The organism is Pseudomonas sp. SWI44 (assembly GCF_002947915.1).
GTDB lineage: Bacteria > Pseudomonadota > Gammaproteobacteria > Pseudomonadales > Pseudomonadaceae > Aquipseudomonas > Aquipseudomonas taiwanensis.
Map to the genome: position 1 here is coordinate 3,693,473 of NZ_CP026674.1, position 25,656 is coordinate 3,719,128.

Annotated in this window: 21 protein-coding genes; 17 read left to right on the forward strand and 4 right to left on the reverse strand. The window is 63.0% G+C overall.

The annotated features are described in order from the left end of the window. Positions 1–10 precede the first annotated feature (10 nt). From edd to C4Q26_RS17440, 10 genes are all read left to right on the forward strand, one after another. Positions 11–1,837, forward strand: coding sequence for a phosphogluconate dehydratase (gene edd / locus C4Q26_RS17395; RefSeq protein ID WP_023382099.1), 1,827 nt, complete (start codon positions 11–13; stop codon positions 1,835–1,837). Next, positions 1,834–2,793, forward strand: coding sequence for a glucokinase (locus tag C4Q26_RS17400; RefSeq protein WP_023382098.1), 960 nt, complete (start codon positions 1,834–1,836; stop codon positions 2,791–2,793). The genes edd and C4Q26_RS17400 overlap by 4 nt, the downstream gene beginning before the upstream one ends. Before the next feature lie 127 nt (positions 2,794–2,920). Then, positions 2,921–3,646 (forward strand): response regulator, encoded by a 726-nt coding sequence (locus C4Q26_RS17405; RefSeq protein WP_027906573.1) that lies wholly within the window; start codon positions 2,921–2,923, stop codon positions 3,644–3,646. Beyond that, positions 3,627–5,081 carry an ATP-binding protein gene (locus tag C4Q26_RS17410; RefSeq protein ID WP_023382096.1) on the forward strand — a complete coding sequence of 485 codons (1,455 nt, stop codon included), beginning with the start codon at positions 3,627–3,629 and terminating at the stop codon, positions 5,079–5,081. The genes C4Q26_RS17405 and C4Q26_RS17410 overlap by 20 nt, the downstream gene beginning before the upstream one ends. Positions 5,082–5,266: 185 nt before the next feature. After that, on the forward strand, positions 5,267–6,553 hold the full coding sequence (locus tag C4Q26_RS17415) for an ABC transporter substrate-binding protein (protein WP_023382095.1): 1,287 nt from the start codon (positions 5,267–5,269) through the stop codon (positions 6,551–6,553). A gap of 167 nt (positions 6,554–6,720) precedes the next feature. Further along, positions 6,721–7,629: a carbohydrate ABC transporter permease gene (locus tag C4Q26_RS17420; protein WP_023382094.1), complete on the forward strand. Its 909-nt coding sequence runs from the start codon at positions 6,721–6,723 to the stop codon at positions 7,627–7,629. Further along, positions 7,622–8,467 carry a carbohydrate ABC transporter permease gene (locus C4Q26_RS17425; RefSeq protein WP_023382093.1) on the forward strand — a complete coding sequence of 282 codons (846 nt, stop codon included), beginning with the start codon at positions 7,622–7,624 and terminating at the stop codon, positions 8,465–8,467. Before C4Q26_RS17420 ends, C4Q26_RS17425 begins: the two co-directional genes overlap by 8 nt. 3 nt (positions 8,468–8,470) lie before the next feature. Beyond that, the gene (locus C4Q26_RS17430; protein WP_023382091.1) at positions 8,471–9,625 is read left to right on the forward strand and encodes an ABC transporter ATP-binding protein; all 1,155 of its coding nucleotides are present in this window, start codon (positions 8,471–8,473) and stop codon (positions 9,623–9,625) included. A 102-nt stretch (positions 9,626–9,727) separates the two neighbouring features. Next, positions 9,728–11,020: a carbohydrate porin gene (locus tag C4Q26_RS17435; protein WP_256583408.1), complete on the forward strand. Its 1,293-nt coding sequence runs from the start codon at positions 9,728–9,730 to the stop codon at positions 11,018–11,020. A 116-nt stretch (positions 11,021–11,136) separates the two neighbouring features. Beyond that, positions 11,137–11,991 (forward strand): D-hexose-6-phosphate mutarotase, encoded by an 855-nt coding sequence (locus C4Q26_RS17440; protein ID WP_104881323.1) that lies wholly within the window; start codon positions 11,137–11,139, stop codon positions 11,989–11,991. Here the strand turns inward: C4Q26_RS17440 and hexR are convergent. Beyond that, on the reverse strand, positions 11,984–12,847 hold the full coding sequence (gene hexR, locus C4Q26_RS17445) for a DNA-binding transcriptional regulator HexR (RefSeq protein ID WP_177325267.1): 864 nt from the start codon (positions 12,845–12,847) through the stop codon (positions 11,984–11,986). The two genes, C4Q26_RS17440 and hexR, sit on opposite strands and share 8 nt — an antisense overlap. Before the next feature lie 210 nt (positions 12,848–13,057). Between hexR and zwf the strand changes: the two genes are divergently transcribed. From zwf to C4Q26_RS17460, 3 genes are read left to right on the forward strand one after another with little or no spacing between them, the layout of a single operon-like run. Further along, positions 13,058–14,527 carry a glucose-6-phosphate dehydrogenase gene (gene zwf, locus C4Q26_RS17450; RefSeq protein WP_027906570.1) on the forward strand — a complete coding sequence of 490 codons (1,470 nt, stop codon included), beginning with the start codon at positions 13,058–13,060 and terminating at the stop codon, positions 14,525–14,527. Then, positions 14,514–15,227 carry a 6-phosphogluconolactonase gene (pgl, locus tag C4Q26_RS17455; protein WP_104883352.1) on the forward strand — a complete coding sequence of 238 codons (714 nt, stop codon included), beginning with the start codon at positions 14,514–14,516 and terminating at the stop codon, positions 15,225–15,227. The genes zwf and pgl overlap by 14 nt, the downstream gene beginning before the upstream one ends. Before the next feature lie 17 nt (positions 15,228–15,244). Beyond that, positions 15,245–15,925, forward strand: a complete 681-nt coding sequence (locus tag C4Q26_RS17460; RefSeq protein WP_027906568.1) for a bifunctional 4-hydroxy-2-oxoglutarate aldolase/2-dehydro-3-deoxy-phosphogluconate aldolase — start codon at positions 15,245–15,247, stop codon at positions 15,923–15,925. 280 nt (positions 15,926–16,205) lie between these two features. On the opposite strand, the gene leuA is transcribed toward C4Q26_RS17460, so the two are convergent. The 3 genes from leuA to xseA form a co-directional block, all read right to left on the reverse strand. Continuing rightward, on the reverse strand, positions 16,206–17,879 hold the full coding sequence (gene leuA / locus C4Q26_RS17465) for a 2-isopropylmalate synthase (RefSeq protein ID WP_023382084.1): 1,674 nt from the start codon (positions 17,877–17,879) through the stop codon (positions 16,206–16,208). 412 nt (positions 17,880–18,291) lie between these two features. Further along, positions 18,292–19,119: a M23 family metallopeptidase gene (locus C4Q26_RS17470; protein ID WP_027906566.1), complete on the reverse strand. Its 828-nt coding sequence runs from the start codon at positions 19,117–19,119 to the stop codon at positions 18,292–18,294. A gap of 3 nt (positions 19,120–19,122) precedes the next feature. Then, on the reverse strand, positions 19,123–20,502 hold the full coding sequence (gene xseA, locus C4Q26_RS17475) for an exodeoxyribonuclease VII large subunit (protein WP_104884055.1): 1,380 nt from the start codon (positions 20,500–20,502) through the stop codon (positions 19,123–19,125). A gap of 294 nt (positions 20,503–20,796) precedes the next feature. On the opposite strand from xseA, the gene C4Q26_RS17480 reads away from it, so the two are divergent. The 4 genes from C4Q26_RS17480 to guaA all read left to right on the forward strand — a co-directional run bounded on the left by C4Q26_RS17480 (position 20,797) and on the right by guaA (position 25,368). Continuing rightward, positions 20,797–21,552, forward strand: coding sequence for a sulfite exporter TauE/SafE family protein (locus tag C4Q26_RS17480; protein ID WP_023382081.1), 756 nt, complete (start codon positions 20,797–20,799; stop codon positions 21,550–21,552). Positions 21,553–21,598: 46 nt separating this feature from the next. Further along, positions 21,599–22,156: a hypothetical protein gene (locus C4Q26_RS17485; RefSeq protein WP_023382080.1), complete on the forward strand. Its 558-nt coding sequence runs from the start codon at positions 21,599–21,601 to the stop codon at positions 22,154–22,156. Between the two features lie 86 nt (positions 22,157–22,242). Then, positions 22,243–23,712, forward strand: a complete 1,470-nt coding sequence (gene guaB / locus C4Q26_RS17490; RefSeq protein WP_023382079.1) for an IMP dehydrogenase — start codon at positions 22,243–22,245, stop codon at positions 23,710–23,712. Between the two features lie 78 nt (positions 23,713–23,790). Further along, a complete protein-coding gene (gene guaA, locus C4Q26_RS17495; protein ID WP_023382078.1) occupies positions 23,791–25,368 on the forward strand; it encodes a glutamine-hydrolyzing GMP synthase in 1,578 nt (525 codons plus the stop codon). Positions 25,369–25,656 lie beyond the last annotated feature (288 nt).

A 25,656-nucleotide genomic window follows, 5' to 3' on the forward strand; every position in this document is an offset into this window, starting at 1 on the left:
AGTCCAGTACATGCATCCGCGCATCCTTGAGGTTACCCAACGGCTGGTCGAGCGCAGCCGTGCCACCCGTGAACGCTACTTGCAGCTGATTCGAGGGGCGGCGACCGACGGACCCATGCGTGCCAGCCTGCAGTGCGCTAACTTCGCCCACGGTGTGGCCGGTTGCGGCGCTCAGGACAAGCAAAGCCTGCGAATGATGAACGCGGCCAACGTCGCCATCGTCTCGGCCTACAACGACATGCTCTCGGCGCATCAGCCCTATCTGCACTTCCCCGACCAGATCAAGCGAGCCCTTCGTGAGGTCGGCTCGGTCGGCCAGTTCGCAGGTGGCGTACCTGCCATGTGCGATGGCGTGACCCAGGGTGAGCCGGGCATGGAGTTGGCCATTGCCAGCCGCGAAGTGATCGCCATGTCCACAGCGGTCGCCCTGTCGCACAACATGTTCGACGCCGCATTGATGCTGGGTATCTGCGACAAGATCGTGCCCGGATTGATGATGGGGGCACTGCGCTTCGGGCATCTGCCGACCATCTTCGTGCCAGGTGGCCCCATGCCCTCGGGTATCTCCAACAAGGAGAAGGCCGATGTGCGCCAGCGTTACGCCGAGGGCAAGGCCACCCGCGAGCAGCTGCTGGAATCGGAAATGAAGTCCTACCACAGCCCCGGGACCTGCACCTTCTACGGCACCGCCAACACCAACCAGCTGGTCATGGAAGTGATGGGCCTGCACCTGCCGGGAGCCTCGTTCGTAAACCCTTACACCCCACTGCGCGAGGCGCTGACTGCCGAGGCCGCCCAGCAGGTCACCCGGATGACCAAGGCCAGCGGCAACTTCATGCCCTTGGGCGAAATCGTCGATGAGAAAGCGCTGGTCAATTCCATCGTCGCCTTGCATGCCACCGGTGGCTCCACCAATCACACCCTGCACATTCCTGCCATTGCCCAGGCGGCGGGCATTCAGCTGACGTGGCAGGACATGGCCGACCTGTCCGAGGTGGTGCCGACCTTGTCTCACGTCTATCCGAACGGTAAGGCTGACATCAACCACTTCCAGGCGGCGGGCGGCATGTCGTTCCTGATCCGCGAGCTGCTCGATGCCGGGCTGCTGCACGAGGACGTCAACACCGTGGCTGGCCACGGCCTGCGCCGTTATACGCAGGAGCCGTTCCTGGAGGATGGCAAGTTGGTATGGCGCGAAGGCCCGACTCAAAGCCTGGACGAAAGCATCCTGCGTCCGGTGGCGCGGCCGTTTTCGGCCGAAGGTGGCCTGCGGGTGATGGAGGGCAACCTCGGCCGTGGTGTGATGAAGGTGTCTGCCGTGGCGGCTGAACATCAGGTCGTCGAGGCTCCGGCCCGGGTGTTCCACGACCAGCAATCCCTGGCCGATGCCTTCAAGGCCGGCGAGCTGGAGCGCGATTTCGTTGCTGTGGTGCGCTTCCAGGGGCCACGTTGCAATGGCATGCCAGAGCTGCACAAGCTGACGCCGTTCCTCGGGGTGCTGCAAGACCGCGGCTACAAGGTGGCACTGGTGACCGACGGGCGCATGTCCGGTGCTTCGGGCAAGATCCCGGCAGCGATCCACGTTTGTCCCGAAGCCTTTGACGGTGGCCCGCTGGCACGGGTGCGCGATGGTGATATCGTGCGCGTCGATGGTGTCGAAGGCACGCTGCGGGTGATGGTTTCCAATGAGGAACTGGCCAGCCGCGATCTGCCGCCAGCGCCCCAGGGCAACGACCTGGGCTGCGGGCGCGAGCTGTTCGGCTTCATGCGTATGGCGTTCAGCCCGGCCGAGAAGGGGGCAAGCGCCTTTACCTCGGCTCTGGAGAACCTCAAATGAAGGCATTGCTGGTCGGCGACATCGGTGGCACCAATGCACGTTTTGCCCTGTGGCGCGATAACCAGCTCAAGGCCGTGAAGGTACTGGCGACAGCGGACTACACCAGCCCCGAACAGGCCATCGAGGCTTACCTGGCCGAGCAGGGTATCGCCCGCGGCGGCCTTGAGGCCGTGTGCCTGGCAGTGGCAGGGCCTGTGAGTGGCGACGAGTTTCGCTTCACCAACAATCACTGGCGCCTGAGTCGTAGCGCCTTCTGCCAGACGTTGCAGGTCGAACGGTTGCTGCTGCTCAATGACTTTTCCGCCATGGCCCTGGGGATGACCCGCCTGCGTGAAGGCGAGTTCCGCGAGGTTTGTCCAGGGACGCCAGACCTCTCGCGACCCGCGCTGGTCATCGGCCCGGGAACGGGTCTGGGAGTCGGTAGCTTGTTGCGCCTGGAGGATCAGCGTTGGCTGGCTTTGCCGGGCGAGGGCGGGCATGTTGACCTGCCGGTGGGCAATGCCCGTGAAGCGGCTATCCATCAGCAGATCCACAGCCAGATTGGCCATGTGAGCGCCGAGACCGTGCTCAGTGGGGGGGGGCTGGTGCGCTTGTATCAAGCCATTTGCGCGCTGGATGGCCAAGCCCCGCGACACAAGACCCCGGCCGAGGTCACCGACGCCGCGCTGGCCGGTGAGCCGCGGGCGCTGGAGGTGATCGAGCAGTTCTGCCGGTTCCTCGGACGGGTGGCCGGTAACAATGTTCTTACCTTGGGCGCGCGGGGCGGAGTCTATATTGTCGGCGGTGTGATTCCGCGTTTTGCCGAGTTGTTCCTGAGCAGCGGTTTTGCCACGAGCTTCGCTGACAAGGGCTGCATGAGCGGTTACTTCGCTGGCGTCCCAGTGTGGTTGGTGACGGCTGAGTTTTCCGGCTTGCTGGGCGCTGGGGTGGCGTTAGGGCAGGCGCTGGATCACTGAGTTTCCAGAAAAGGGGCGCTGTTGCGCCCCCGATTGGCAGAGAGGAGCCGGCTTGCCGGCGATTGGGGCGCGAAGCGGCCCATGCAGCAGGCGACCAAGACCTGCGACAACGAGAGGGCGGGATACCTTGAGCACTGCCGGAAAATCGATCCTCATGGTCGACGATGACCAGGAGATCCGTGAACTGTTGCAAACCTACTTGAGCCGTGCCGGTTTCCAGGTGCATGCCGAAGCCGACGGTCAGGGATTTCGCCGGGCACTGGAAAACACCCCCTGCGACCTGGTGATCCTGGATGTCATGCTGCCCGACGAAGACGGTTTCAGCCTGTGCCGCTGGATTCGCCAGCACCCTCGTCAATCGCGGGTGCCGATCATCATGCTCACCGCCAGCTCCGACGAAGCCGACCGGGTGATCGGCCTGGAACTGGGGGCCGACGATTACCTGGGCAAGCCGTTCAGCCCCCGTGAACTTCAGGCGCGCATCAAGGCGCTATTGCGTCGTGCCGAGTTTGGCCAGGCCACGCCCAACGGGGTGGTGCTGGCCTTCGACGACTGGCGTCTGGACACGGTCAGTCACCGCCTGTTCCACCGCGATGGCGAGGAAGTGACCCTGTCCGGCGCCGACTTCGCCTTGCTCAAGCTGTTTCTCGATCACCCCCAGCAGATTCTCGACCGCGACACCATTGGCAACGCCACCCGTGGCCGCGAGCCGATGCCCCTGGATCGCATCGTCGACATGGGCGTGAGCCGCCTGCGTCAACGCTTGCGTGATACCGACAAGCCGCCGCGGTTGATCCGTACTGTGCGCGGCAGTGGTTACCTGCTGGCCGCCAATGTCCACTGCACGTCCTGAGCGGCGCTGGCGCCTGCTGCCTCGCTCGTTGCTGGGGCGCATGCTGCTGCTGACCCTGTTGGTGGTGCTGGTCGCCCAGGGCCTGTCGAGCGTGATCTGGGTGGCTCAGTTGCGGGCCAGCCAGTTGCAGGGGCTGCGTGCCAGCGCCGCCAGCCTTGCCCATTCCATGAGTGCCAGTGTCAGCTATTTCCGCTCGTTGCCGGTGGCTTTCCGGCCGATGGTCCTGGACCAGTTGCGCAGCATGGGTGGCACGCGCTTCTTCGTCTCGCTCAACGACAAGCCACTGGAGATGCCGGTGCTGCCCATCACGCCGCGTAAGCAGGCAGTGATCGAGGTGTTTCAGCAAGTGCTGCACGAACGGCTCGGGCCGCAGATGGAGATCTCCGTCGAGTTCGTCAGCCCCGATGACCTGCGTATCTTCAATAGCGGCCTGAAGCTCGACGAGCTGCCGCGCTCCTGGGCGCACTATTCGCTGACCCTGGAACCGCTCAACCCGCCTGTGCTGGTGACGCAGATCCGTCTGGGCGAGGGCGAGTGGCTGTACATCGCGTCGCTGCTGCCCGAGCCCTATACCAGCCTGGAGGCCGAGCGCCTGCCACGCCAGCAGATCGGTTTCATCGTGCTGACCACTGCATTGCTGTTGCTGTTCATCGGTCTGTTGGTGCACTGGCAGAGCTGGCCGCTCAAGCGTCTGGCCCGGGCGGCGCGGGAGATGTCGCTGGGGGCCGATGTGGCGCCCGTGGTCGAAGGTGGTGGCAGCGAGGTGGCCGAAGTGGGCCGCGCCTTCAACAACATGCGCGAGCGCATCAGCCGCTACCTCACGGAGCGCTCCCAGCTGTTCAGCGCCATTTCCCATGACCTGCGAACGCCCATCACTCGCTTGCGTCTGCGGGTCGAACTGTTGGAGGACGAGCGCCTGCAAGCCAAGTTCAGCCAGGACCTGGATGAGCTGGAGTTGCTGGTCAAGGGTGCGTTGCAATGCGTGAAGGACACCGACATTCACGAGAACATCGAGCCGATCGACCTCAACCAGGTGTTGGAAATCCTCGCCGAGCCATACCTGGGCGATGGCAGGATCACGCTCGAGGGGCGCGCCCTGGCGGCGTATCCGGGCAAGCCGCTTGCCTTGCGCCGGTGTATCGGCAACCTGATCGACAATGCCATCAAGTACGGCGAGCGGGCGCATTTGCGCATCCTCGACAGTGCCGAGGGGTTTGTCCTGCAAGTGGATGACCAGGGCCCCGGGGTGCCGGAGCAGCGCCTGGAGCAGGTGTTCGAGCCCCACTTCCGCTTGGCCGGGCAGCAGCAAGGGTACGGATTGGGCCTGGGGATTGCGCGCAACATCGCCCATAGCCATGGGGGAGAGGTGAGTCTGCTCAACCTGCGCGAGGGTGGGTTGAGGGTGACGTTGTACCTGCCGCGTGGGGCCGATTGACTGGGCGGTCGGTGGCGGCCCTCCACGGGTGCTCCTAGGCGGTTGTGCGCGCAGTGGACAGTGAATGTAACCAAACGATGACATTCGCACATCGCTTCGTTACCTGGCGTGGTCCGTGCGCTGATTAGACTCATGCCATGCAAGCGACAGTCTTGCCCGGCATAACAACAAGAAAAGGTGCTCTCATGTATTCCACGCTCCGCCTCGCTGCCGCGATCTCCCTCGCTTCGCTCCTCCCATTAAGCGCCCTTGCTGCCGATTCCAAAGGCAATGTCGAGGTGGTGCACTGGTGGACGTCGGGTGGAGAAAAAGCCGCAGCCGATGTGCTCAAGGCCCAGGTCGAGAAAGATGGCTTCACCTGGAAGGATGGCGCCGTCGCAGGCGGTGGTGGTGCCACGGCCATGACCGTGCTCAAGAGTCGCGCAGTGGCCGGCAACCCGCCCGCCGTGGCCCAGATCAAGGGCCCCGACATCCAGGATTGGGCCGCCACCGGTCTGCTCGACGCCGATGTGCTCAAGCCTGTCGCCGAGCAGGAAAAATGGGACACCCTGCTCGACAAGAAAGTCGCTGCCACCGTGAAGTACGACGGTGACTACGTGGCGGTGCCGGTGAATATTCACCGCACCAACTGGCTGTGGATCAACCCTGAGGTGTTCAAGAAAGCCGGCATCGACAAGGCACCGGCAACGCTCGAGGAATTCTACGCCGCTGCCGACAAGCTCAAGGCTGCTGGCTTCATTGCGCTCGCCCATGGCGGCCAACCCTGGCAGGACAGCACCGTGTTCGAGAGCGTGGCGCTCTCGGTCATGGGCGTCGACGGCTACAAGAAGGCACTGGTCGAACTCGACAAGGACGCCCTGACCGGGCCTGGAATGGTCAAGACCCTGACCGAGCTGAAGAAACTCGCCACCTACATGGACCCTGACGGCAAGGGCCAGGACTGGAACCTCGAAGCGGCCAAGGTCATCAACGGCAAGGCAGGCATGCAGATCATGGGCGACTGGGCCAAGAGCGAGTGGACCCTGGCGAAGAAAACCGCCGGCAAGGACTACCAGTGCGTGCCATTCCCCGGTACCGAAAAGGCCTTCCTGTACAACATCGACTCGTTGGTGGTGTTCAAGCAGAAGGATGAGGGCACCGCAGCAGGCCAGCAGGATATTGCCCGGATCGTGCTCGGCAAGGACTTCCAGAAACTCTTCAGCACCAACAAGGGGTCGATTCCGGTACGCAACGACATGCTCGCGCAGATGGGGCAGTACGGCTTCGATGCCTGCGCCCAGGCCTCTGCCAAGGACTTCCTTGCCGATGCTGGCAACGGCGGTCTGCAACCGAGCATGGCGCACAACATGGCCACGACCCTGGCCGTGCAGGGCGCGTTCTTCGATGTGGTGACCAACTACATCAACGACCCCAAGGCCGACCCGGCCGATGCGGCGAAGAAGCTGGCAGCGGCGATCCAGGCTGCCCAGTAGCCGATGTCACAGCCGTAGATCCGGCACGGTCCCTGTGGGAGCGGGCTCACCCGCGAAGCGTACACCGCGATTGCAGGTCAAGGGCTTGGCCTTTGTTCGCAGATAGGCCCGCTTCCACAGGTCACTCCTACACCAGGACGTCCCATTCCTGAATCGGGGTTTCAATCATGACTACGACAACCGCCCGACTGCGGGCCTCGCCCCTGGACGCTCTACAGCGCTGGCTACCGAAACTGGTGCTGGCGCCGAGCATGTTCATCGTCCTGGTGGGCTTCTATGGCTATATCCTGTGGACCTTCGTCCTCTCGTTCACCACGTCCACCTTCCTGCCGACGTACAAATGGGCAGGCCTGGCGCAATACGCCCGTCTGTTCGACAACGACCGCTGGTGGGTAGCCAGCAAGAACCTGCTGGTGTTCGGCGGGCTGTTCATCGCCATCACCCTGGCCATTGGCGTCCTGCTGGCGGTGCTGCTCGATCAGCGCATCCGTCGCGAGGGCTTCATCCGCACCATCTACCTGTACCCGATGGCGCTGTCGATGATCGTCACCGGCACCGCCTGGAAGTGGTTGCTCAACCCTGGCATGGGGTTGGACAAGCTGCTGCGTGACTGGGGATGGGAGGGTTTTCGCCTGGATTGGCTGATCGACCCCGATCGGGTGGTGTACTGCCTGGTCATCGCCGCTGTCTGGCAGGCTTCGGGGTTCATCATGGCGATGTTTCTCGCCGGGCTTCGGGGTGTCGACCAGTCGATCATCCGTGCCGCCCAGATCGACGGGGCCAGTCTGCCGCGCATCTACTGGACCGTGGTGCTGCCAAGCCTGCGCCCGGTGTTCTTCAGCGCGTTGATGATCCTCTCGCACATCGCCATCAAGAGCTTTGACCTGGTGGCGGCGATGACTGCGGGCGGGCCGGGTTACTCCTCCGACTTGCCGGCCATGTTCATGTATTCCTTCACCTTCAGTCGCGGTCAGATGGGCATGGGGTCGGCCAGCGCCATCCTGATGCTCGGGGCGATTCTCGCGATCCTGGTGCCGTACCTGTACTCCGAGCTCAGGAGCAAGCGCCATGCATAGCCCTTTGGACAAACCGGCGATGAGCCTTGGTCGTCTCGCCATCCATGCAGTGCTGCTGATGGCCGTGCTGCTGTACCTGGTACCACTGGTGGTGATGGTGCTGACCAGTTTCAAGACCCCGGAAGACATCGGCAGCGGCAACCTGTTGAGCTGGCCGGCGGTGTTCACCGGCATCGGCTGGGTCAAGGCCTGGAGCACGGTAAGCGGTTACTTCTGGAACTCGATCCTGATCACCGTCCCGGCCGTGGTGATCTCCACGGCCATCGGTGCGCTGAACGGTTACGTGCTGTCGATGTGGCGCTTCCGTGGTTCGCAGCTGTTCTTCGGGTTGTTGCTGTTCGGCTGCTTCCTGCCGTTCCAGACCGTCTTGCTGCCAGCTTCGTTCACCCTCGGCAAGCTCGGCCTGGCCAGTACCACCAGTGGCTTGGTGCTGGTGCACGTGGTGTATGGCCTGGCCTTCACCACGTTGTTCTTCCGCAACTTCTACGTAAGCGTCCCGGATGCGCTGGTCAAGGCGGCGCGTCTTGATGGCGCGGGGTTCTTCACCATCTTCCGCCGCATCATCCTGCCGATGTCGACGCCGATCATCATGGTCTGCCTGATCTGGCAGTTCACTCAGATCTGGAACGACTTCCTGTTCGGGGTGGTGTTCTCCAGTGGCGATTCGCAACCGATCACCGTGGCCCTGAACAACCTGGTCAACACCAGCACCGGGGCCAAGGAATACAACGTCGACATGGCGGCGGCGATGATCGCCGGCCTGCCAACCCTGCTGGTCTATGTGGTGGCAGGCAAGTATTTCGTCCGCGGGCTGACCGCCGGCGCCGTCAAGGGGTAAGTCATGGCAACGCTTGAACTTCGCAACGTCAACAAGACCTACGGCAGCGGTTTGCCGGACACCCTCAAGGACATTCAGCTGTCGATCAAGGACGGTGAGTTCCTGATCCTGGTGGGCCCTTCGGGCTGTGGCAAATCGACCTTGATGAACTGCATCGCGGGTCTTGAGCAGATCACCGGGGGCGCGATCCTGATCGACGACCAGGATGTCAGCGGCATGAGTCCGAAGGATCGCGATATCGCCATGGTGTTCCAGTCCTATGCCCTGTATCCGACCATGAGCGTGCGCGAGAACATCGAGTTCGGCCTGAAGATTCGCAAGATGCCACAGGCCGCCATCGATGAGGAGGTGGCGCGGGTGTCCAAGTTGCTGCAGATCGAGCACTTGCTCGCCCGCAAGCCGGCCCAGCTGTCCGGCGGTCAGCAGCAGCGGGTAGCCATGGGCCGGGCCCTGGCGCGGCGGCCGAAGATCTACCTGTTCGACGAGCCGTTATCGAACCTCGATGCCAAGCTGCGGGTAGAGATGCGCACCGAGATGAAACTCATGCACCAACGCCTGCGCACCACCACGGTGTACGTGACCCACGACCAGATCGAGGCCATGACCCTGGGCGACAAGGTAGCGGTGATGAAGGACGGCATCATTCAACAGTTCGGCACGCCACAGCAGATCTATAACGACCCCGCCAACCAGTTCGTGGCCAGTTTCATTGGTTCGCCGCCAATGAATTTCATCCCTGTGCGTCTGACCAAGCAGGAGGGCCGCCTGCTGGCCTTGCTCGACAGTGGCCAGGCACGGTGCGAGCTGCCGCTGGGGGCGGCCAGCGATACGCTCGATGGGCGCGAGATCATCCTTGGTATCCGCCCGGAGCAGATCTCGCTGGGAGCCGGCGAGGGCAATGGCTTGCCAGGGATTCGCGCCGAGGTCGAAGTTACCGAGCCCACCGGGCCGGACCTGCTGGTGTTCGTCACCCTCAACCAGACCAAGGTCTGCTGCCGACTGGCGCCGGATGTGGCGTGCCGGGTCGGTGACAACCTCAACCTGCAGTTCGACCCGGCCAGGGTGCTGCTGTTCGACGCCGCCACCGGCGAGCGCCTGGACCCTGCCGCCAGCAGCGCTGCAGTAAAGGACAACGTGGCCCGCTTCAAGGGACGTTGAAACGTCTACACCATCAAATAAGAACAAAGAGGACGCAAAAGGATGGAACAGCGCAATCGCATCAAGACATTAGGCTCGCTGGCCTTGCTGGCGCCATTGGCCATGCTCGGCAGCGGCGGGGCGCAAGCTGCCGAGGCATTTTCCAGCGAGTCGAAGTGGATGACCGGCGACTGGGGTGGCACGCGTACCGAACTGCTGGAAAAGGGTTACGACTTCACCCTCGATTACGTCGGTGAGGTGGCTGGCAACCTCAACGGAGGCTACAACGACGACAAGACGGCCCGTTACAGCGACCAGTTCGCCCTCGGTGCGCACCTGGACCTGGAAAAGATCTTTGGCTGGAACGACACCGAGTTCAAGCTGGCGATCACCGAGCGTAGCGGTCGTAACCTGTCCAACGACCGGATCAGCGACCCGCGTGCCGGACAGTTCAGTTCGGTGCAGGAAGTCTGGGGGCGCGGCCAGACCTGGCGGCTGACCCAGATGTGGATCAAGCAGAAGTACTTCGACGGTGCCCTGGATGTGAAATTCGGCCGCTTTGGCGAGGGGGAGGACTTCAACAGCTTCCCGTGCGACTTCCAGAACCTGGCGTTCTGTGGCTCGCAGGTGGGCAACTGGGTGGGCGGCATCTGGTACAACTGGCCAGTCAGCCAGTGGGCGCTGCGGGTCAAGTACAACATCATTCCGGAATTCTTCGTGCAGGTGGGGGCCTTCGAGCAGAACCCTTCCAACCTGGAAACCGGCAATGGCTTCAAACTCAGCGGCAGTGGTACCAAGGGCGCGATCCTGCCGGTAGAGATGGTCTGGTCGCCCCAGGTCAATGGGCTGCCGGGCGAGTACCGCCTGGGTTACTACTACAGCACGGCCAAGGCGGACGACGTGTACGACGACGTCAACGGCAACCCACAGGCGCTGACCGGCGAGGCCTTCAAGTCGCATTCCAGCAAGCACGGTTGGTGGGTGGTGGCGCAGCAGCAGGTCACCGCCCATGGTGGCGATGTCAACCGTGGTCTGAGCCTGTTCGCCAACTTCACGGTTCACGACAAGGCCACCAACGTGGTCGACAACTACCAGCAGGTCGGGATGGTTTACAAAGGCGCCTTCGATGCCCGGCCCAAGGATGACATCGGCTTCGGCGTCGCCCGTATCCATGTCAACGATGATGTGAAAAAACGCGCCGAGCTGCTCAATGCCCAGAGCGGTATCAGCGATTACGACAACCCCGGCTTCGTGCCGCTGCAGCGCACCGAATACAACGCCGAGCTCTACTACGGTTTCCATGTGACCAATTGGCTGACGGTGCGCCCCAACCTTCAGTACATCAAGAGCCCGGGCGGTGTCGACGAGGTGGACAACGCGCTGGTCGCTGGCTTGAAGATTCAGTCGTCATTCTGAGGGTACTTGTTGTAAATTTACGCCAATCCAATCCGGTACCCGGCATCCACTGGCTTGCAGTGGATGTTGGGGATACGGAAAGACAGCGCTATCTCAAACAACAAGAGCTTGGAACCATGCCTGAACATCCGCTACATCGCTTCTTTTCCTCGCAACGGCCCAGGCCGACCTTCGAGTGGGAGCGTTACCAGCAGCGCGATGTGCTGATCATCGATCACCCCCGCTGCCAGGCGGTGTTCAGTCGCCAGGGGGCGCAGCTGTTGCATTTCCAGCCGGCTGGCGAGCGGCCATGGCTGTGGTGTGCCGAACAGTGGCCGCAAGTGGGGGCCATCCGCGGTGGTGTGCCGGTGTGTTGGCCTTGGTACGGCCGTCACCCCAGTGAGGACCTGTGGCCTGCCCATGGTTGGGCGCGCCTGCTCGACTGGAAGCTGGTAGACAGCCGAGAGGACGAAGAGGGGGTGACGCTCAAGTGGCGTCTGGACCTGTGCGACTGGCAGGTCGACTTGCATGCCAAGCTGGGCAGTCGCATGGAACTGAGCCTGAGCACCGAGCATCAGGACAGCGAACCCTGCCAGCTGAGTCATGCGCTGCTGGCTTACTGGCGTATTAGCGACGTGTCCGAGATAGCGCTGTCTGGGCTTGAAGACATCGAGGGCTACGACCGCCTGAACCGTCAGGTTTGCCGCGAAGACGGCGCGCTCAAGCTCAAGGGCGGTTGCCAGAAGGTGTTTCCGGGTACCCCTCGTGTTCAGTTGCAGGACCCGGCCTGGCAGCGTGAATTGTGCATCGACACTGGCGACAGCGACGACACGGTGGTCTGGCACCCCGGCAACCGGCCGCTAATGGGTGTGAGCGGGCGAGAATGCCAGGGGTTCGTCTGTGTCGAGGCTGCCAGCGGCAGCGGCGAGGGCCTGAGCCTGGCGCCGGGGCAACGCGCCCACCTGCGTCTGCAGGCGCACCGGCTCAGCTGAGTTCGTCATCCTCGATGGGGTAGCGGCTGGCGTTCAGGCTTTCCTTGATCTTGCGCAGGTGCGGCTGGAAGTCCACGCCACGGCGCAGGGTCATGCCGGTGGCCAGGACGTCGAGCACTGTCAGCTGGATGATCCGCGAGGTCATCGGCATGTAGATGTCGGTGTCCTCGGGCAGCGGGATGTGCAGGCTCAGGCTGCAGGCGTTGGCCAGCGGGGAGCCTGCGGCGGTCAGGCCCAGCACCGAAGCGCCGTTTTCCCGCGCCAGGCGTGCCACCTCGACCAGTTCGCGGGTGCGCCCGGTGTAGGAAATGATCACGAACAGGTCGCCGGTGTGGGCAACCGAGGCCAGCATGCGTTGCATCAGCACGTCGGCATGGGCCGACACGGCGAGGTTGAAGCGGAAGAACTTGTGTTGCGCATCAAGCGCCACCGGGGCTGAGGCGCCGAGGCCGAAGAAGTGGATCTGCCGGGCCTGGATCATCATGTCCACGGCGCGGCTGACCTGCTGCGGGTCGAGCTGCTGGCAGGCGCTGTCCAGGGAGGCGATGGCGCTGCCGAAGATCTTCTGCGTGTAGGCCGCCGGATCGTCGTCGGCCTCCACGGCGCGGCTGACATAGGCTGCGCCACTGGCCAGGCTCTGCGCCAGTTGCAGCTTGAGCTCGGGGTAGCCGCTGACGCCGAACGAGCGGCAGAAGCGGTTGACGGTCGGCTCGCTGACCTTGGCCGCTTGGGCCAGCGCGGCAATGCTGAAGCGGGTGGCTTGTTGCGGGTTGAGCAGGATGACTTCGGCGACTTTGCGTTCGGCCTTGTTCAGCTCGTCGAGGCGTCCCTGGATCTGCTCCAGGAGGTTTCGCACGCGGTCCATGGTATGTCCTTGGGTCGGGAAGACAGCCGGCTGCCTGGGCAGCAGGCTTTTTGCACGGTCGTCTATCGTACTGTCGGTGCGGTTGGCGCACCACTTGTCTGTTACGCTTACCGATAATGTTGTGTTTTTTACTACATTATCCCTTGAAAACCGTATGTGAAAGCGGTATTCCTAGACCAACTTTAGGAAAGAACCAACATCATGGCTGCGATCAGTGTCGAACCTTGCACATTTGCCTTGTTTGGCGCCCTGGGCGACCTGGCATTGCGCAAGCTGTTTCCTGCGCTTTACCAACTAGACCGTGCCAACCTGCTGCACCCGGATACCCGCTTGCTGGCGCTGGCCCGTGAGCCTGGGAGTGCGCAGGAGCATCTGGGTACCATCGAAGCCCATCTGCGTCGGCACGTGACGGAGGCCGACATCGAGCCGGCCGCGCTTGGGCGTTTCCTTGGGCGCCTGAGCTATCAGCACCTGGACTTCCTGCAGCCTGAGGGCTACCAGGCCCTGGCCGAGCAACTGCCGGACGAGCTGCCGTTGATCGCCTATTTCGCCACCGCGGCGGCGGTTTACGGGGCGATCTGCGAGAACCTCGACAAGGTTGGGCTCGCCGCACGTACCCGCGTGGTGCTGGAAAAGCCCATCGGCCATGACTTGGAGTCGTCGCGCCGGGTCAATGACGCCGTGGCCAGGTTCTTCCCCGAAAGCCGGGTCTACCGCATCGACCATTACCTGGGCAAAGAGACGGTGCAGAACCTGATTGCCCTGCGTTTTGCCAACAGCCTGTTCGAAACCCAGTGGAACCAGAATTCCATCTCCCACGTGGAAATCACCGTGGCCGAGAAGGTTGGCATCGAAGGCCGTTGGGGTTACTTCGACAAGGCCGGCCAGCTGCGTGACATGATCCAGAACCACCTGCTGCAGCTGCTGTGCCTGATCGCCATGGACCCGCCCAGCGACCTGTCTGCCGACAGCATCCGCGATGAGAAGGTCAAGGTGCTCAAGGCACTGGCACCGATCACCGGCGAGCGTCTGAGCACTGCCGTGGTGCGTGGCCAGTACATTGCCGGCTACAGCGACGGTAAACCGGTGCCAGGGTACCTTGAAGAGGATAACGCCAACGCCCAGAGCGATACCGAGACCTTCGTCGCTCTGCGTGCCGACATCCGCAACTGGCGCTGGTCGGGCGTGCCGTTCTACCTGCGTACCGGCAAGCGCATGCCGCAGAAGCTCTCGCAGATCGTCATCCACTTCAAGGAGACGCCGCATTACATCTTCGCTCCGGAACAGCGTTTGCAGATCGGTAACAAGCTGATCATTCGCCTGCAACCGGATGAAGGCATCTCCCTGCGGGTAATGACCAAGGAGCAGGGCCTGGACAAGGGCATGCAACTGCGCAGTGGCCCTCTGCAGCTGAATTTTTCCGACACCTGGCGCAGTACACGAATCCCGGATGCCTATGAGCGCTTGTTGCTCGAAGTGATGCGCGGCAACCAGAACCTGTTCGTGCGCAAGGACGAGATCGAGTACGCCTGGAAGTGGTGTGACCAGCTGATCGCAGGCTGGCGCAACGCCGGGGACGCGCCCAAACCATACGCGGCGGGGTCCTGGGGGCCGATGAGCTCGATTGCATTGATTACCCGCGATGGGAGGGCATGGTATGGCGATATCTGAACTGAATCTGCCGGCGGCGATCAAGGCCCATCAATTAGCCGACGCCAAGGCCCTGGCGACCACGCTGGCCGAGGATGTCGCCGACCGCTTGCGCGCTGCCATCGCCGCCAAGGGCCACGCCTGCGTGGTGCTGTCGGGGGGGCGCAGCCCGGTACCCTTCCTCGAGCAACTGGCGGTGCAATCGCTGGATTGGTCGAAGGTGACGGTGAGCCTGGCCGATGAGCGTTGGGTGCCGGTGGAACATGCCGACAGCAATGCGGGCCTGTTGGCCCGGCACCTGCTCAAGGGGCCTGCGGCCAAGGCGCGTTTTGTCGGCCTGTACCAGAGTGCGGTCAACCTCGAAGCTGCGTCCGAGCTGGCTGACCAGCTGATGGCCGAACTGCCACCCATCGACGTGCTGGTGCTGGGCATGGGCGATGATGGCCATACCGCTTCGCTGTTCCCAGGTAGCCCGTTGTTGCGCGAAGGCCTGAACCTTTCAAGCCCGCGCCGCATCCTGCCGATGCTGGCGCCGAGCGTGCCGCGCCAACGCCTGACCATGACCCGTTCACTGCTCGCCAGCGCCGCATTCATCGCGCTGTCCGTGCAAGGCGAGGGCAAACTCGCTACCCTGCGCGCCGCCCTGGCGGGCAACGACCTTTCCGAAATGCCCATTCGCGCTTTTCTTCACGACCCCCTGGACATCTACTGGTGCCCATGAGCCAAGGATCCACTGTCATGACCACCCTCGAACGCCCACAGCCCAAGCTCTCGATGGCCGAGAAAGCTGCACGGATCGATGCCATCTGCAAAGCGGCGCGCATCCTGCCGGTGATCACCATCGCCCGTGAGGAAGACATCCTGCCTCTGGCCGACGCTCTGGCCGTTGGCGGCATCCGTACCCTGGAAGTGACCCTGCGCTCGCAGCACGGTCTTAAGGCCATCCAAGTGCTGCGTGAGCAGCGCCCGGAGTTGTGCGTTGGCGCCGGTACCGTGCTCGATCGCAGCATGTTCGCTGCCGTCGAAGCTGCAGGTGCGCAGTTCGTCGTTACCCCTGGCATCACCCAGGACATTCTCGAAGCGGGCGTGGACAGTGAGATCCCGCTGCTGCCAGGTATCAGCACACCGTCTGAAATCATGATGGGCTATGCCCTGGGTTACCGCCGCTTCAAGCTGTTCCCGGCGGAAATCAGCGGTGGCGTGGCGGCAATCAAGGCCTTTGCTGGCCCGTTCGGCGATATTCGTTTCTGCCCGACTGGCGGCGTGAACCCGGCCAACGTGCGTAACTACATGGCCCTGCCCAACGTGATGTGCGTGGGCGGTACGTGGATGCTCGACAGCAGCTGGATCAAGAATGGCGACTGGGCGCGGATCGAGGCATGCAGTGCCGAGGCGATTGCGCTGTTGGATGCCAACTGAATTTGTTGTGTGCTTTACGGCTTATGGGGCGCTTGGTCGGCGCCCCTTTTTTTTGCCTGGCGTGGGTTGGGTGGCGCCTGTGAGATCCAGCGCCGCCCGCGCGGCACATCGCGAGCGCCTTTCACAGGCGTTACTGGCCCGAGACAAACGTAGGAGCGAGCGCAGCTCGCGATGCGCCGCGCGGGCGGCGCTCGATTGCATCGACGCTAAAAATGCTGTGGCGAACGCAAAAAAAACCCGCATCCAATGATGCGGGCTTTCTTGTCCATCAGGGTAAGGCTCAGGCGGCCTTGGCTTCCTGCTGGCTCAGCGAGCGGTTCAGCGCGCTGAACAGGGCCTTGAAGCTGGCGGTGGTGATGTTCTCATCGATACCCACGCCGTGCACCGGACGGCCACCGGCCACGCGCAGCTCGATGTAGGCCGCCGCCTTGGCGTTGGTGCCCGCGCCGATGGCGTGCTCGTTGTAGTCCATGATTTCCACTGCAACCGGCAGGCCGGCTACCAGGGCTTCCAGGGCGCCATTGCCCTTGCCGCGCCAGTGCAGGGTGGTCTCGCCTTCACCGGCGACTTCCACTTCCACGGCGCTGTGGCCGTTCTCTTCCTGCAGACGATGGCTGACCAGCGCATAAGGGCTGTTGGCCTGGAGGTATTCCTTGTGCAGCAGGCTGTAGATCTGCTGGGCGGTCATCTCCAGGCCCAGACGGTCGGTTTCTCCTTGAACCACCTGGCTGAATTCGATCTGCATGCGGCGTGGCAGGCTGATGCCGTATTCCTGCTCGAGCAGGTAGGTGATGCCACCTTTGCCCGACTGGCTGTTGACGCGGATCACCGCCTCGTAGCTGCGGCCGATGTCGGCCGGGTCGATCGGCAGGTACGGCACTTCCCACAGCTCGCCTTCCTTCTGCTTGGCGAAGCCCTTGCGGATGGCGTCCTGGTGCGAGCCGGAGAATGCGGTGTGGACCAGGTCGCCAACGTACGGGTGGCGTGGGTGTACCGGCAGCTGGTTGCACTCTTCGACCACCTTGCGCACGCCGTCGATGTCGGAGAAGTCCAGCCCTGGGTCGATGCCCTGGGTGTAGAGGTTCAACGCCAGGGTCACCAGGTCGACGTTGCCGGTACGCTCGCCGTTGCCGAACAGGCAGCCTTCGGCGCGGTCGGCACCGGCCATCAGGCCCAGCTCGGTGGCGGCGATGCCGGTGCCGCGGTCGTTATGGCAGTGCAAGCTGATGATCACGCTGTCACGGCGGTTGATGTTGCGGCAGAACCACTCGATCTGGTCGGCGTAGATGTTCGGCGTGGCAACTTCCACGGTGGCCGGCAGGTTGAGGATGATCTTGTGCTCAGGGGTCGGGTTCCACACGTCGATGACTGCGTCGCAGACTTCCTTGGCGAACTCCAGCTCGGTCGCGCTGAACGTTTCAGGCGAGTATTGGAAGGTCCACTGGGTTTCCGGCTGCTGGGCGGCATATTTGACGAACAGCTTGGCTGCGTTCACCGCGATGTCCTTCACGCCTTGCTTGTCCTGGTTGAAGACAATGCGGCGGAACGACGGGCTGGTGGCGTTGTACAGGTGGACGATGGCCTTTTTCGCGCCGCGCAGCGACTCGAAGGTGCGGGCGATCAGGTCTTCGCGGGCCTGGGTCAACACCTGGATGGTGGTGTCGTCGGGAATGTGGCCTTCTTCGATCAGCATGCGCACGAAGTCGAAATCGGTTTGCGAAGCGGACGGGAACGATGCCTCGATTTCTTTCACGCCAACCTGCACCAGGGTCTTCCAGAAGCGCAGTTTCTTCTCCGAGTCCATCGGCTCGATCAGCGACTGGTTGCCATCACGCAGGTCGGAGCTGCACCAGATCGGCGCCTGGGTGATGGTTTTCGACGGCCAGGTACGGTCGGGCAGGTCGATAGTCGGGAAGGCGCGGTATTTCTTCGAAGGGTCTTTGAGCATGGTCATGGAAGCAATCCTTTTGTGTGCGGCCGAGATCGGGCCTGCCGAGCGATAACGAGATGAAGAGGCGAGGCGACGCGATTCAACCTGGTAGTCGGGCGCTGACCAGGCAGAGGCTGCGATGTTGTCGGAGCAGAATGAGGGTGCTGAAGGTTTTCATGCCTTCAACCCTAACCAGTGGGGTGGGGGATGGCAAGTGTTCAGAAAAAATTGAGAGGAATGCTTAAAAAAAGCGCAGTGACGAGATTTTATCGCTGATATTCGTCTGTGTATTTGGATTTCTTGCGCGGTATTTTTCAATGGCGCAACAAGGTGAAGAGGGGTTCAATTAGGCGGTCCCGTTCGCGGGTAAACCCGCTCCTACAGGTGTGATACCCCCGTGGGAGCGGGTTTACCCGCGAAAAAAGCGCCGTCGATATCAGGGCTGGAACGCACCGATGAAAATCGCCGGATCCACTCGGGCATCGTTCAGGCTGACATTCCAGTGCATATGTGGCCCGGTAGCCCGCCCGGTCGAACCCACTCGCCCGATCACATCACCTCTGCGCAGCGTCTGGCCTGGTTGTACGTCGATCTTCGACAGGTGGCAGAACATGCTGATGAAGCCTTGGCCGTGGTCGACGAAAACGGTGCGGCCGTTGAAGAAGTAGTCGCCCACCAGAATCACCTTGCCGTTGGCGGGCGTCTTGATCGGCGTGCCGGCAGGTACCGCGAAGTCCAGGCCTGCGTGCGGGTTGCGTTCTTCGCCATTGAAGAAACGACGCACGCCGAACTTGCTCGACAGCGGGCCGTTGACCGGCTTGTCGAGGATCAGGTTGCTCGGCAGGGCCGGGCTGAAGCTGCGGTAGGCGTTGATCTGTTCGGCCAGTTCGCGGTCGATGCGTTTCAGGTCGGCGGGGTTGGGGTTGACCTGGCGCTTGTTCTTCAGGGTGATGTGCTGCTCGGGGTACTTCTTGCTGCCGACGGTGAAGCGCAGGTTGCGACCGCCCTGGTTGAGGACGGCGGTGCCCGGCTTCTGGGTCAGCGGAATGCCGACGATGGCCAGCCAGTTGTCCTGTTCCTTGACCACCAGCACCGGTTTGCCATCGAAACGTGCGCTGGGTGCGGTTGCCGAGGGGCCCAGGTCGATGACTGCGACGCCACCGGGCACCGGCTTGTTCAAGGTGCGGGTGATGTAGCTGGCCTGGGCGCCGCCGGCAAGCAGCAGCAGGGAAAGGGCGAGCAGGGGCGCGATCAGGCGAGGCATGAGTCAGTCCAGTAGGGGGAGGGTGACCGGGGTCAGGTGGTTGTCTTCGACCCGCACCTGCAGTTCGCCCTCGTTGAGGCGGGCGGTCAGGCGCTGGCCGTTGTGGGTCTGATCGGCACTGCGGATGGCCTTGCCGCGTTCGTCGAGCAGGATGCTGTAACCGCGGGCCAGGGTCGCCAGTGGGCTGACCACCTGCAACGTCTGCAGTTGCGCCTGGAAGCGCTGACGGCGGTCCTTGAGCACTTCGCGCATGGCCCTTGGCAGGCGCTCGGCGAGGCTGTCCAGGCGCTGGCCCAGCAGTTTCAGGGCGCGGCCCGGATGCTGCGTGGCCAGGCGGGTGTCCAGGCGTGCCAGGCGTTCGCGGCGCTGGTTCAGGTCTAGCATGAACGCTCGGCGCAGGCGCATGTCCAGGTCGTCCAGGCGCTGGGCTTGCTGGCGCAGGCGTTCGCCAGGGTGGCGCAGGCGACGGGTCAGGGACTCCAGGCGCAGACGGTCATGGGTCAGGCGGTTTTGCATGCGCAGCAGCAAGCGCCGCTGCAAACCGTCCAGGCGCTGTTGCAGGCCACTGTTGTCCGGGGCCAGCAGTTCAGCGGCCGCCGAAGGTGTCGGAGCCCGCACGTCGGCGACGAAATCACTGATCGATACATCGGTTTCATGGCCTACCGCACTGACGATTGGCGTGGCACAGGCGGCCACCGCGCGGGCCACGGCTTCTTCGTTGAAGCACCAGAGGTCCTCCAGCGAGCCGCCGCCACGGGCCAGGATCAATGCATCGAAGCCACGGCTATCGGCCAGTCGCAGGGCCCGGACGATCTGGCCGATGGCTTCACGTCCTTGCACCGCAGTGGGGATCAGGTTCAGCTCGACCTGTGGTGCGCGGCGGCGGAACACACTGATGATGTCGCGGATCACCGCGCCGGTGGGCGAGGTGATGATGCCGATGCGTTGCGGATGGGCCGGCAGCGGCTTCTTGCGTTCGGCGCTGAACAGGCCTTCGGCGCCGAGCTTTTCCTTCAAGGCCTCGAATGCCAGGCGCAAGGCGCCGTCGCCAGCGGGCTCGACGGTGTCGAGAATCAGCTGATAGTCGCCACGCCCTTCGAACAGCGAGACCTTGCCGCGTACGCGTACCGCCAGGCCATCGCGCAGGGCCTGGCGCACGCGCGCGGCATTCTGCCGGAACAGCGCGCAGCGCACCTGCGCCCCGCTGTCCTTGAGGGTGAAGTACATGTGGCCGGAGGCCGGGCGGGCGAGGTTGGAAATTTCGCCTTCCACCCAGACACTGCGGAATACATCTTCCAGCAGCACCCGGGCGCGGCCGTTGAGCTGGCTGACGGTGAGGACCTCGCGGTCCAGGCCGAGTCGTTCGAAGGGGTCTTTGATCATGGTGGGCATGATAAGGGGGAGGGTGGGGGGCGCCAAGTGCATGGCGGGAGAATTATGATGCTGTCGCGATCGAGCGCCGCCTACGCTTGTTTTTCCTGCGAGATACCGGGCGGTCGCGCGCGCCTTCGACAGGCATTATTGGCCCGAAACAACGGTAGGAGCGAGCCTTGCTCGCGATGCGCCGCGCGGGCGGCGCTCGATTACCCACGCGCTATAACCCTAAAGGCATGACCCTGTCCGCCTCGGCGCAATCCGGTGACGGACACACCAAGGACTCCACAGGAATCAAGCAAGATGCTGACCCAGCTGTCACTTAGCCCTCTCGACTGGCTACCCATTCTCCTCGCCATTGGCGTTGCCTACATCGTCTTCGGTATCGCTGGCTTCGGCACGGCATTGGTGGCCGGCCCGGTGCTGATCCACTTCATGCCGCTGTCCCGCATCATCCCGCTGTTGGTGTTGCTCGACTTCGTCGCCGCATTCGGCAACCTGCTGCCGTCACGCCGTGATGTGGTGCGCGGTGAGCTGCTGCGCCTGCTGCCATGCATGGCGGTGGGCTGCACGTTGGGCGTGGTGTTCCTGCTGGGGCTCAAGTCCGACCTGCTGCTGTTACTGATGGGGCTGTTCGTCACCGCCTACGCGATCTATGGCCTGGCTGTGAAGGTGCGACCGGCCAGGCTGGCCGGCTGGTGGGCGGTGCCGATGGGAACGGTCGGCGGCCTGTTCGGGGCGTTGTTCGGCAGTGGTGGTTTCCTGTATGCCATTTACCTGAGCGCACGGCTGGACGCGAAAGAGCAGGTCAGGGCAACCCAGAGCGCGCTGATCAGTTGCAGCACGGTGGTGCGCTTGTCGCTGTTCCTGATCGCCGGTGTCTATGCCGATGCGAGCCTGCTACTGCTGGCAGTCTCCCTGCTGCCGGTGATGTTCATAGGCCTGTGGTCCGGGCGCCGGCTGACCACGAAGCTGTCCCGCGAAGCCTTCGTGCGCCTGGTCACCTGGCTGGTCCTGGCCAGCGGCCTGGCCCTGATCGGTCGCTACCTGAGTGCGTGAGCGTTAGAATTGCCTCATTACCGCAGTCCGTAGGCTCGCTTGCTTGATGAACACCCAAAGCATCATCGTTCCGAAACTTTCCACCGTGCCCGTGCACGAAGCCCGTGCCAGGGCCATCCTGCGCTGGCTGGTGCGCGAGAAGATCGTCGAGGAGCACCTGACCACCTGTGGTCGAACCGGGAACCGCATGGGCCATGCCCTGTCCGAAGGCGCGCGCAAGGTCGCGCTGCATCCCGAGAAACTGCCTTTCGGCGAGCAGGTCAACGGGCTGGAAGTGGTGCTCAAGCGCTGCATCTATACCCCGACCGAAGGTTTTCTCGAAGAGGCCGGCTGTCCGGAGTGCCGCCGCGAAGTGGGCGAGCCGCTGTTCGAAAGCCTGGAGGAGTGGATGCCCGGCGTCAGCGATAACTTCACCTGCCCGCTGTGTGGTTTCGAAGATGACATCAATGGCTTTCTCTTCCTCCAGCCATGTGCCTTTTCCAACCTGGGATTCATCTTCAACAACTGGGGCGAGGCCGGATTCACCCAAGCCTTCCTTGACAGCTTCGCCGACTGGCTCGACCAGCCGGTGGCGGTGGTACAGGTAAAAGTGCCACGCGCCTGACCGAAGGCCCCTTTTTTGCATTGAGCGGCGCGCCGTGGATGAGTATAATGGCGCGCTTCCATTTTTCCCGCCCGGGAGCCCCCGCGATGCTGCGTATCAGCCAAGAAGCCCTGACCTTCGACGATATCCTCCTTGTACCTGGTTATTCCGAGGTACTGCCCAATGAAGTCAGTCTCAAGACCCGTTTGACCCGTGGCATCGAGCTGAACATTCCGCTGGTTTCCGCTGCCATGGATACCGTGACCGAAGCGCGCCTGGCCATCGCCATGGCCCAGGAAGGCGGCATCGGCATCATCCACAAGAACATGACCATCGAACAGCAGGCCGGCGAAGTCCGCAAGGTCAAGAAGTTCGAGGCTGGCGTGGTCAAGGACCCGATCACCATCGACGCCGACGCCACCGTGCGCGACCTGTTCGACCTGACCCGCCTGAACAACATCTCCGGCGTTCCGGTGCTGGCGAACGGTGACCTGGTCGGTATCGTGACCTCCCGTGACGTGCGCTTCGAAAGCCGTCTGGACGCCAAGGTCCGCGACGTGATGACGCCAAAAGAGCGTCTGGTCACCGTTCGCGAAGGCGCCGACAAGAACGAAGTCCGCGAGTTGCTGCACAAGCACCGTCTGGAAAAAGTCCTGATCGTCGACGACAAGTTCAACCTCAAGGGCATGATGACCGTCAAGGACATCGAAAAGGCCAAGGCCTACCCGCTGGCCAGCAAGGACGACCAGGGTCGTCTGCGCGTTGGCGCCGCCGTCGGTACCGGCAAGGACACCGGCGAGCGCGTTGCCGCCCTGGTTGCCGCTGGCGTTGACGTCGTCGTCGTCGACACTGCCCACGGTCACTCCAAGGGTGTCATCGACCGCGTTCGCTGGGTCAAGGAAAACTACCCGCACGTGCAGGTGATCGGCGGCAACATCGCCACCGGCGCTGCTGCCAAGGCCCTGGCTGAAGCCGGCGCCGATGCGGTCAAGGTCGGTATCGGCCCAGGTTCCATCTGCACCACCCGTATCGTCGCCGGTGTCGGCGTGCCGCAGATCAGCGCCATCGCCAACGTTGCCGCTGCACTGGAAGGCACGGGTGTCCCGCTGATCGCCGACGGTGGCATTCGCTTCTCCGGTGACCTGTCCAAGGCCATCGTTGCTGGCGCCTCGTGCGTGATGATGGGTTCGATGTTCGCCGGTACCGAAGAAGCACCGGGTGAAGTCGAGCTGTTCCAGGGCCGTTCCTACAAGGCTTACCGCGGCATGGGCTCGCTGGGCGCGATGGCACAGGCGCAAGGCTCCTCGGACCGTTACTTCCAGGACTCCTCGGCCGGTGCCGAGAAGCTGGTTCCGGAAGGCATCGAAGGCCGCGTCCCTTACAAAGGCGCCCTGGCTGCGATCATCCACCAGCTGATGGGCGGCCTGCGTTCGTCCATGGGCTACACCGGCAGCGCGACCATCGAAGAGATGCGTACCAAGCCGGAGTTCGTGCGCATCACCGGTGCCGGCATGGCCGAGTCCCACGTGCATGACGTGCAGATCACCAAAGAAGCCCCTAACTACCGCGTAGGTTGAGGCTTCCAGCTACAACAGAAAGCGGGGCTGTCATGACAGCCCCGCGTCGTTTCCGATTTCCACTGACGAGATTGAGTCATGGCCCTCGACATTCACGCTCACCGCATCCTGATCCTCGATTTCGGTTCCCAGTACACCCAGCTGATCGCCCGCCGCGTGCGCGAAATCGGCGTGTACTGCGAGCTGCATCCGTTCGACATGGCCGATGAAGCGATCCGCGAATTCAACCCGCGCGGTATCATCCTCGCCGGCGGCCCCGAGTCGGTCCACGAAGCCAACAGCCCCCGCGCTCCACAAGCGGTATTCGACCTGAAGGTCCCGGTGCTGGGTATCTGCTATGGCATGCAAACCATGGCCGAGCAGATGGGCGGCAAGGTCGAAGGTTCCGACCTGCGTGAGTTCGGCTATGCCCGCGTTGATGTAGTAGGCAAGAGCCGCCTGCTCGATGGCATCGAAGACCACGTCGATGACGACGGTGTACTGGGCCTGGACGTGTGGATGAGCCACGGCGACAAGGTTACCCAGATGCCGGGCAACTTCCACGTGCTGGCCAGCACCCCGAGCTGCCCGATCGCCGGCATGTACGACGATGCCCTGGGCTACTACGGCGTGCAGTTCCACCCGGAAGTGACCCACACCAAGCAAGGCGGTCGCATCCTGTCCCGTTTCGTTCAGGACATCTGCGGCTGTGAAGCCCTGTGGACCCCGTCCAACATCGTCGAAGACGCCATTGCCCAGGTTCGCGAGCAAGTCGGTTCGGCCAACGTCCTGCTGGGTCTGTCCGGCGGCGTCGATTCCTCCGTGGTCGCCGCGCTGCTGCACCGCGCCATCGGCGACCAGCTGACCTGCGTGTTCGTCGACAACGGTCTGTTGCGCTTGCACGAAGGCGACCAGGTCATGGCCATGTTCAAGGAAAACATGGGCGTCAAGGTCATCCGCGCCGACGCTGAAAAACAGTTCCTCGACAATCTGGCCGGCGAAGCCGACCCAGAGAAGAAGCGCAAGATCATCGGCCGCACCTTCATCGACGTGTTCGATGCCGAAGCCAGCAAGCTGGAGAACATTCAGTTCCTCGCCCAAGGCACCATCTACCCGGACGTGATCGAGTCGGCTGGCGCCAAGAGCGGCAAGGCTCACGTGATCAAGTCGCACCACAACGTCGGTGGCCTGCCGGAGGAAATGAACCTCAAGCTGGTCGAGCCACTGCGTGAACTGTTCAAGGACGAAGTGCGCAAGATCGGCCTGGAGCTGGGCCTGCCGTACGACATGGTCTACCGCCACCCGTTCCCGGGCCCAGGCCTGGGCGTGCGTATCCTGGGTGAAGTGAAGAAGGAATACGCCGACCTGCTGCGTCGCGCCGACCACATCTTCATCGAAGAACTGCGCAAGGCAGACTGGTACCACAAGACCAGCCAGGCGTTCGTGGTGTTCCAGCCGGTCAAGTCGGTGGGTGTCGTTGGCGACGGTCGTCGCTACGCCTGGGTCGTGGCCCTGCGTGCCGTCGAGACCGTGGACTTCATGACCGCTCGTTGGGCGCACCTGCCATACGAGCTGCTGGAGACCGTCAGCGGCCGTATCATCAACGAAATCGACGGTATCTCGCGCGTTACCTACGACGTGTCGAGCAAGCCGCCAGCCACCATCGAGTGGGAATGAGTTGAGCCACAGGGGCGCCGCAAGGCGCCCTTGTCGTTAATGCGCCAGGCTCGGCGCGTTGCGCATCAGTGCAACCCGCTTGGTAGTGGTGGCCAAGCGGGTGACTTGGAGGTGAAAGTCCTCTGCACACCCGGCGACGGCACGTGTTAGCCAGGGGCAAGGGTGTCGCGACTGCGGATCTGAAGGAAGCCCGAGGCAAGGTGCTGGCCTGGCGAACAGCAAGCCGATAGAGGCGGCACGGCGGGGTAAGGTTGCATTGACCACCAAAGCCCGATACTTGCACGCAAT

Coding starts and splice junctions, on each gene's coding strand:
- edd (WP_023382099.1), top strand. CDS start 11: ATGCATCCGCGCATCCTTGAGGTTACCCAACGGCTGGTCGAGCGCAGC.
- C4Q26_RS17400 (WP_023382098.1), top strand. CDS start 1,834: ATGAAGGCATTGCTGGTCGGCGACATCGGTGGCACCAATGCACGTTTT.
- C4Q26_RS17410 (WP_023382096.1), top strand. CDS start 3,627: ATGTCCACTGCACGTCCTGAGCGGCGCTGGCGCCTGCTGCCTCGCTCG.
- C4Q26_RS17415 (WP_023382095.1), top strand. CDS start 5,267: ATGTATTCCACGCTCCGCCTCGCTGCCGCGATCTCCCTCGCTTCGCTC.
- C4Q26_RS17420 (WP_023382094.1), top strand. CDS start 6,721: ATGACTACGACAACCGCCCGACTGCGGGCCTCGCCCCTGGACGCTCTA.
- C4Q26_RS17425 (WP_023382093.1), top strand. CDS start 7,622: ATGCATAGCCCTTTGGACAAACCGGCGATGAGCCTTGGTCGTCTCGCC.
- C4Q26_RS17430 (WP_023382091.1), top strand. CDS start 8,471: ATGGCAACGCTTGAACTTCGCAACGTCAACAAGACCTACGGCAGCGGT.
- C4Q26_RS17435 (WP_256583408.1), top strand. CDS start 9,728: ATGCTCGGCAGCGGCGGGGCGCAAGCTGCCGAGGCATTTTCCAGCGAG.
- C4Q26_RS17440 (WP_104881323.1), top strand. CDS start 11,137: ATGCCTGAACATCCGCTACATCGCTTCTTTTCCTCGCAACGGCCCAGG.
- zwf (WP_027906570.1), top strand. CDS start 13,058: ATGGCTGCGATCAGTGTCGAACCTTGCACATTTGCCTTGTTTGGCGCC.
- pgl (WP_104883352.1), top strand. CDS start 14,514: ATGGCGATATCTGAACTGAATCTGCCGGCGGCGATCAAGGCCCATCAA.
- C4Q26_RS17460 (WP_027906568.1), top strand. CDS start 15,245: ATGACCACCCTCGAACGCCCACAGCCCAAGCTCTCGATGGCCGAGAAA.
- leuA (WP_023382084.1), bottom strand. CDS start 17,879: ATGACCATGCTCAAAGACCCTTCGAAGAAATACCGCGCCTTCCCGACT.
- C4Q26_RS17470 (WP_027906566.1), bottom strand. CDS start 19,119: ATGCCTCGCCTGATCGCGCCCCTGCTCGCCCTTTCCCTGCTGCTGCTT.
- xseA (WP_104884055.1), bottom strand. CDS start 20,502: ATGATCAAAGACCCCTTCGAACGACTCGGCCTGGACCGCGAGGTCCTC.
- C4Q26_RS17480 (WP_023382081.1), top strand. CDS start 20,797: ATGCTGACCCAGCTGTCACTTAGCCCTCTCGACTGGCTACCCATTCTC.
- C4Q26_RS17485 (WP_023382080.1), top strand. CDS start 21,599: ATGAACACCCAAAGCATCATCGTTCCGAAACTTTCCACCGTGCCCGTG.
- guaB (WP_023382079.1), top strand. CDS start 22,243: ATGCTGCGTATCAGCCAAGAAGCCCTGACCTTCGACGATATCCTCCTT.
- guaA (WP_023382078.1), top strand. CDS start 23,791: ATGGCCCTCGACATTCACGCTCACCGCATCCTGATCCTCGATTTCGGT.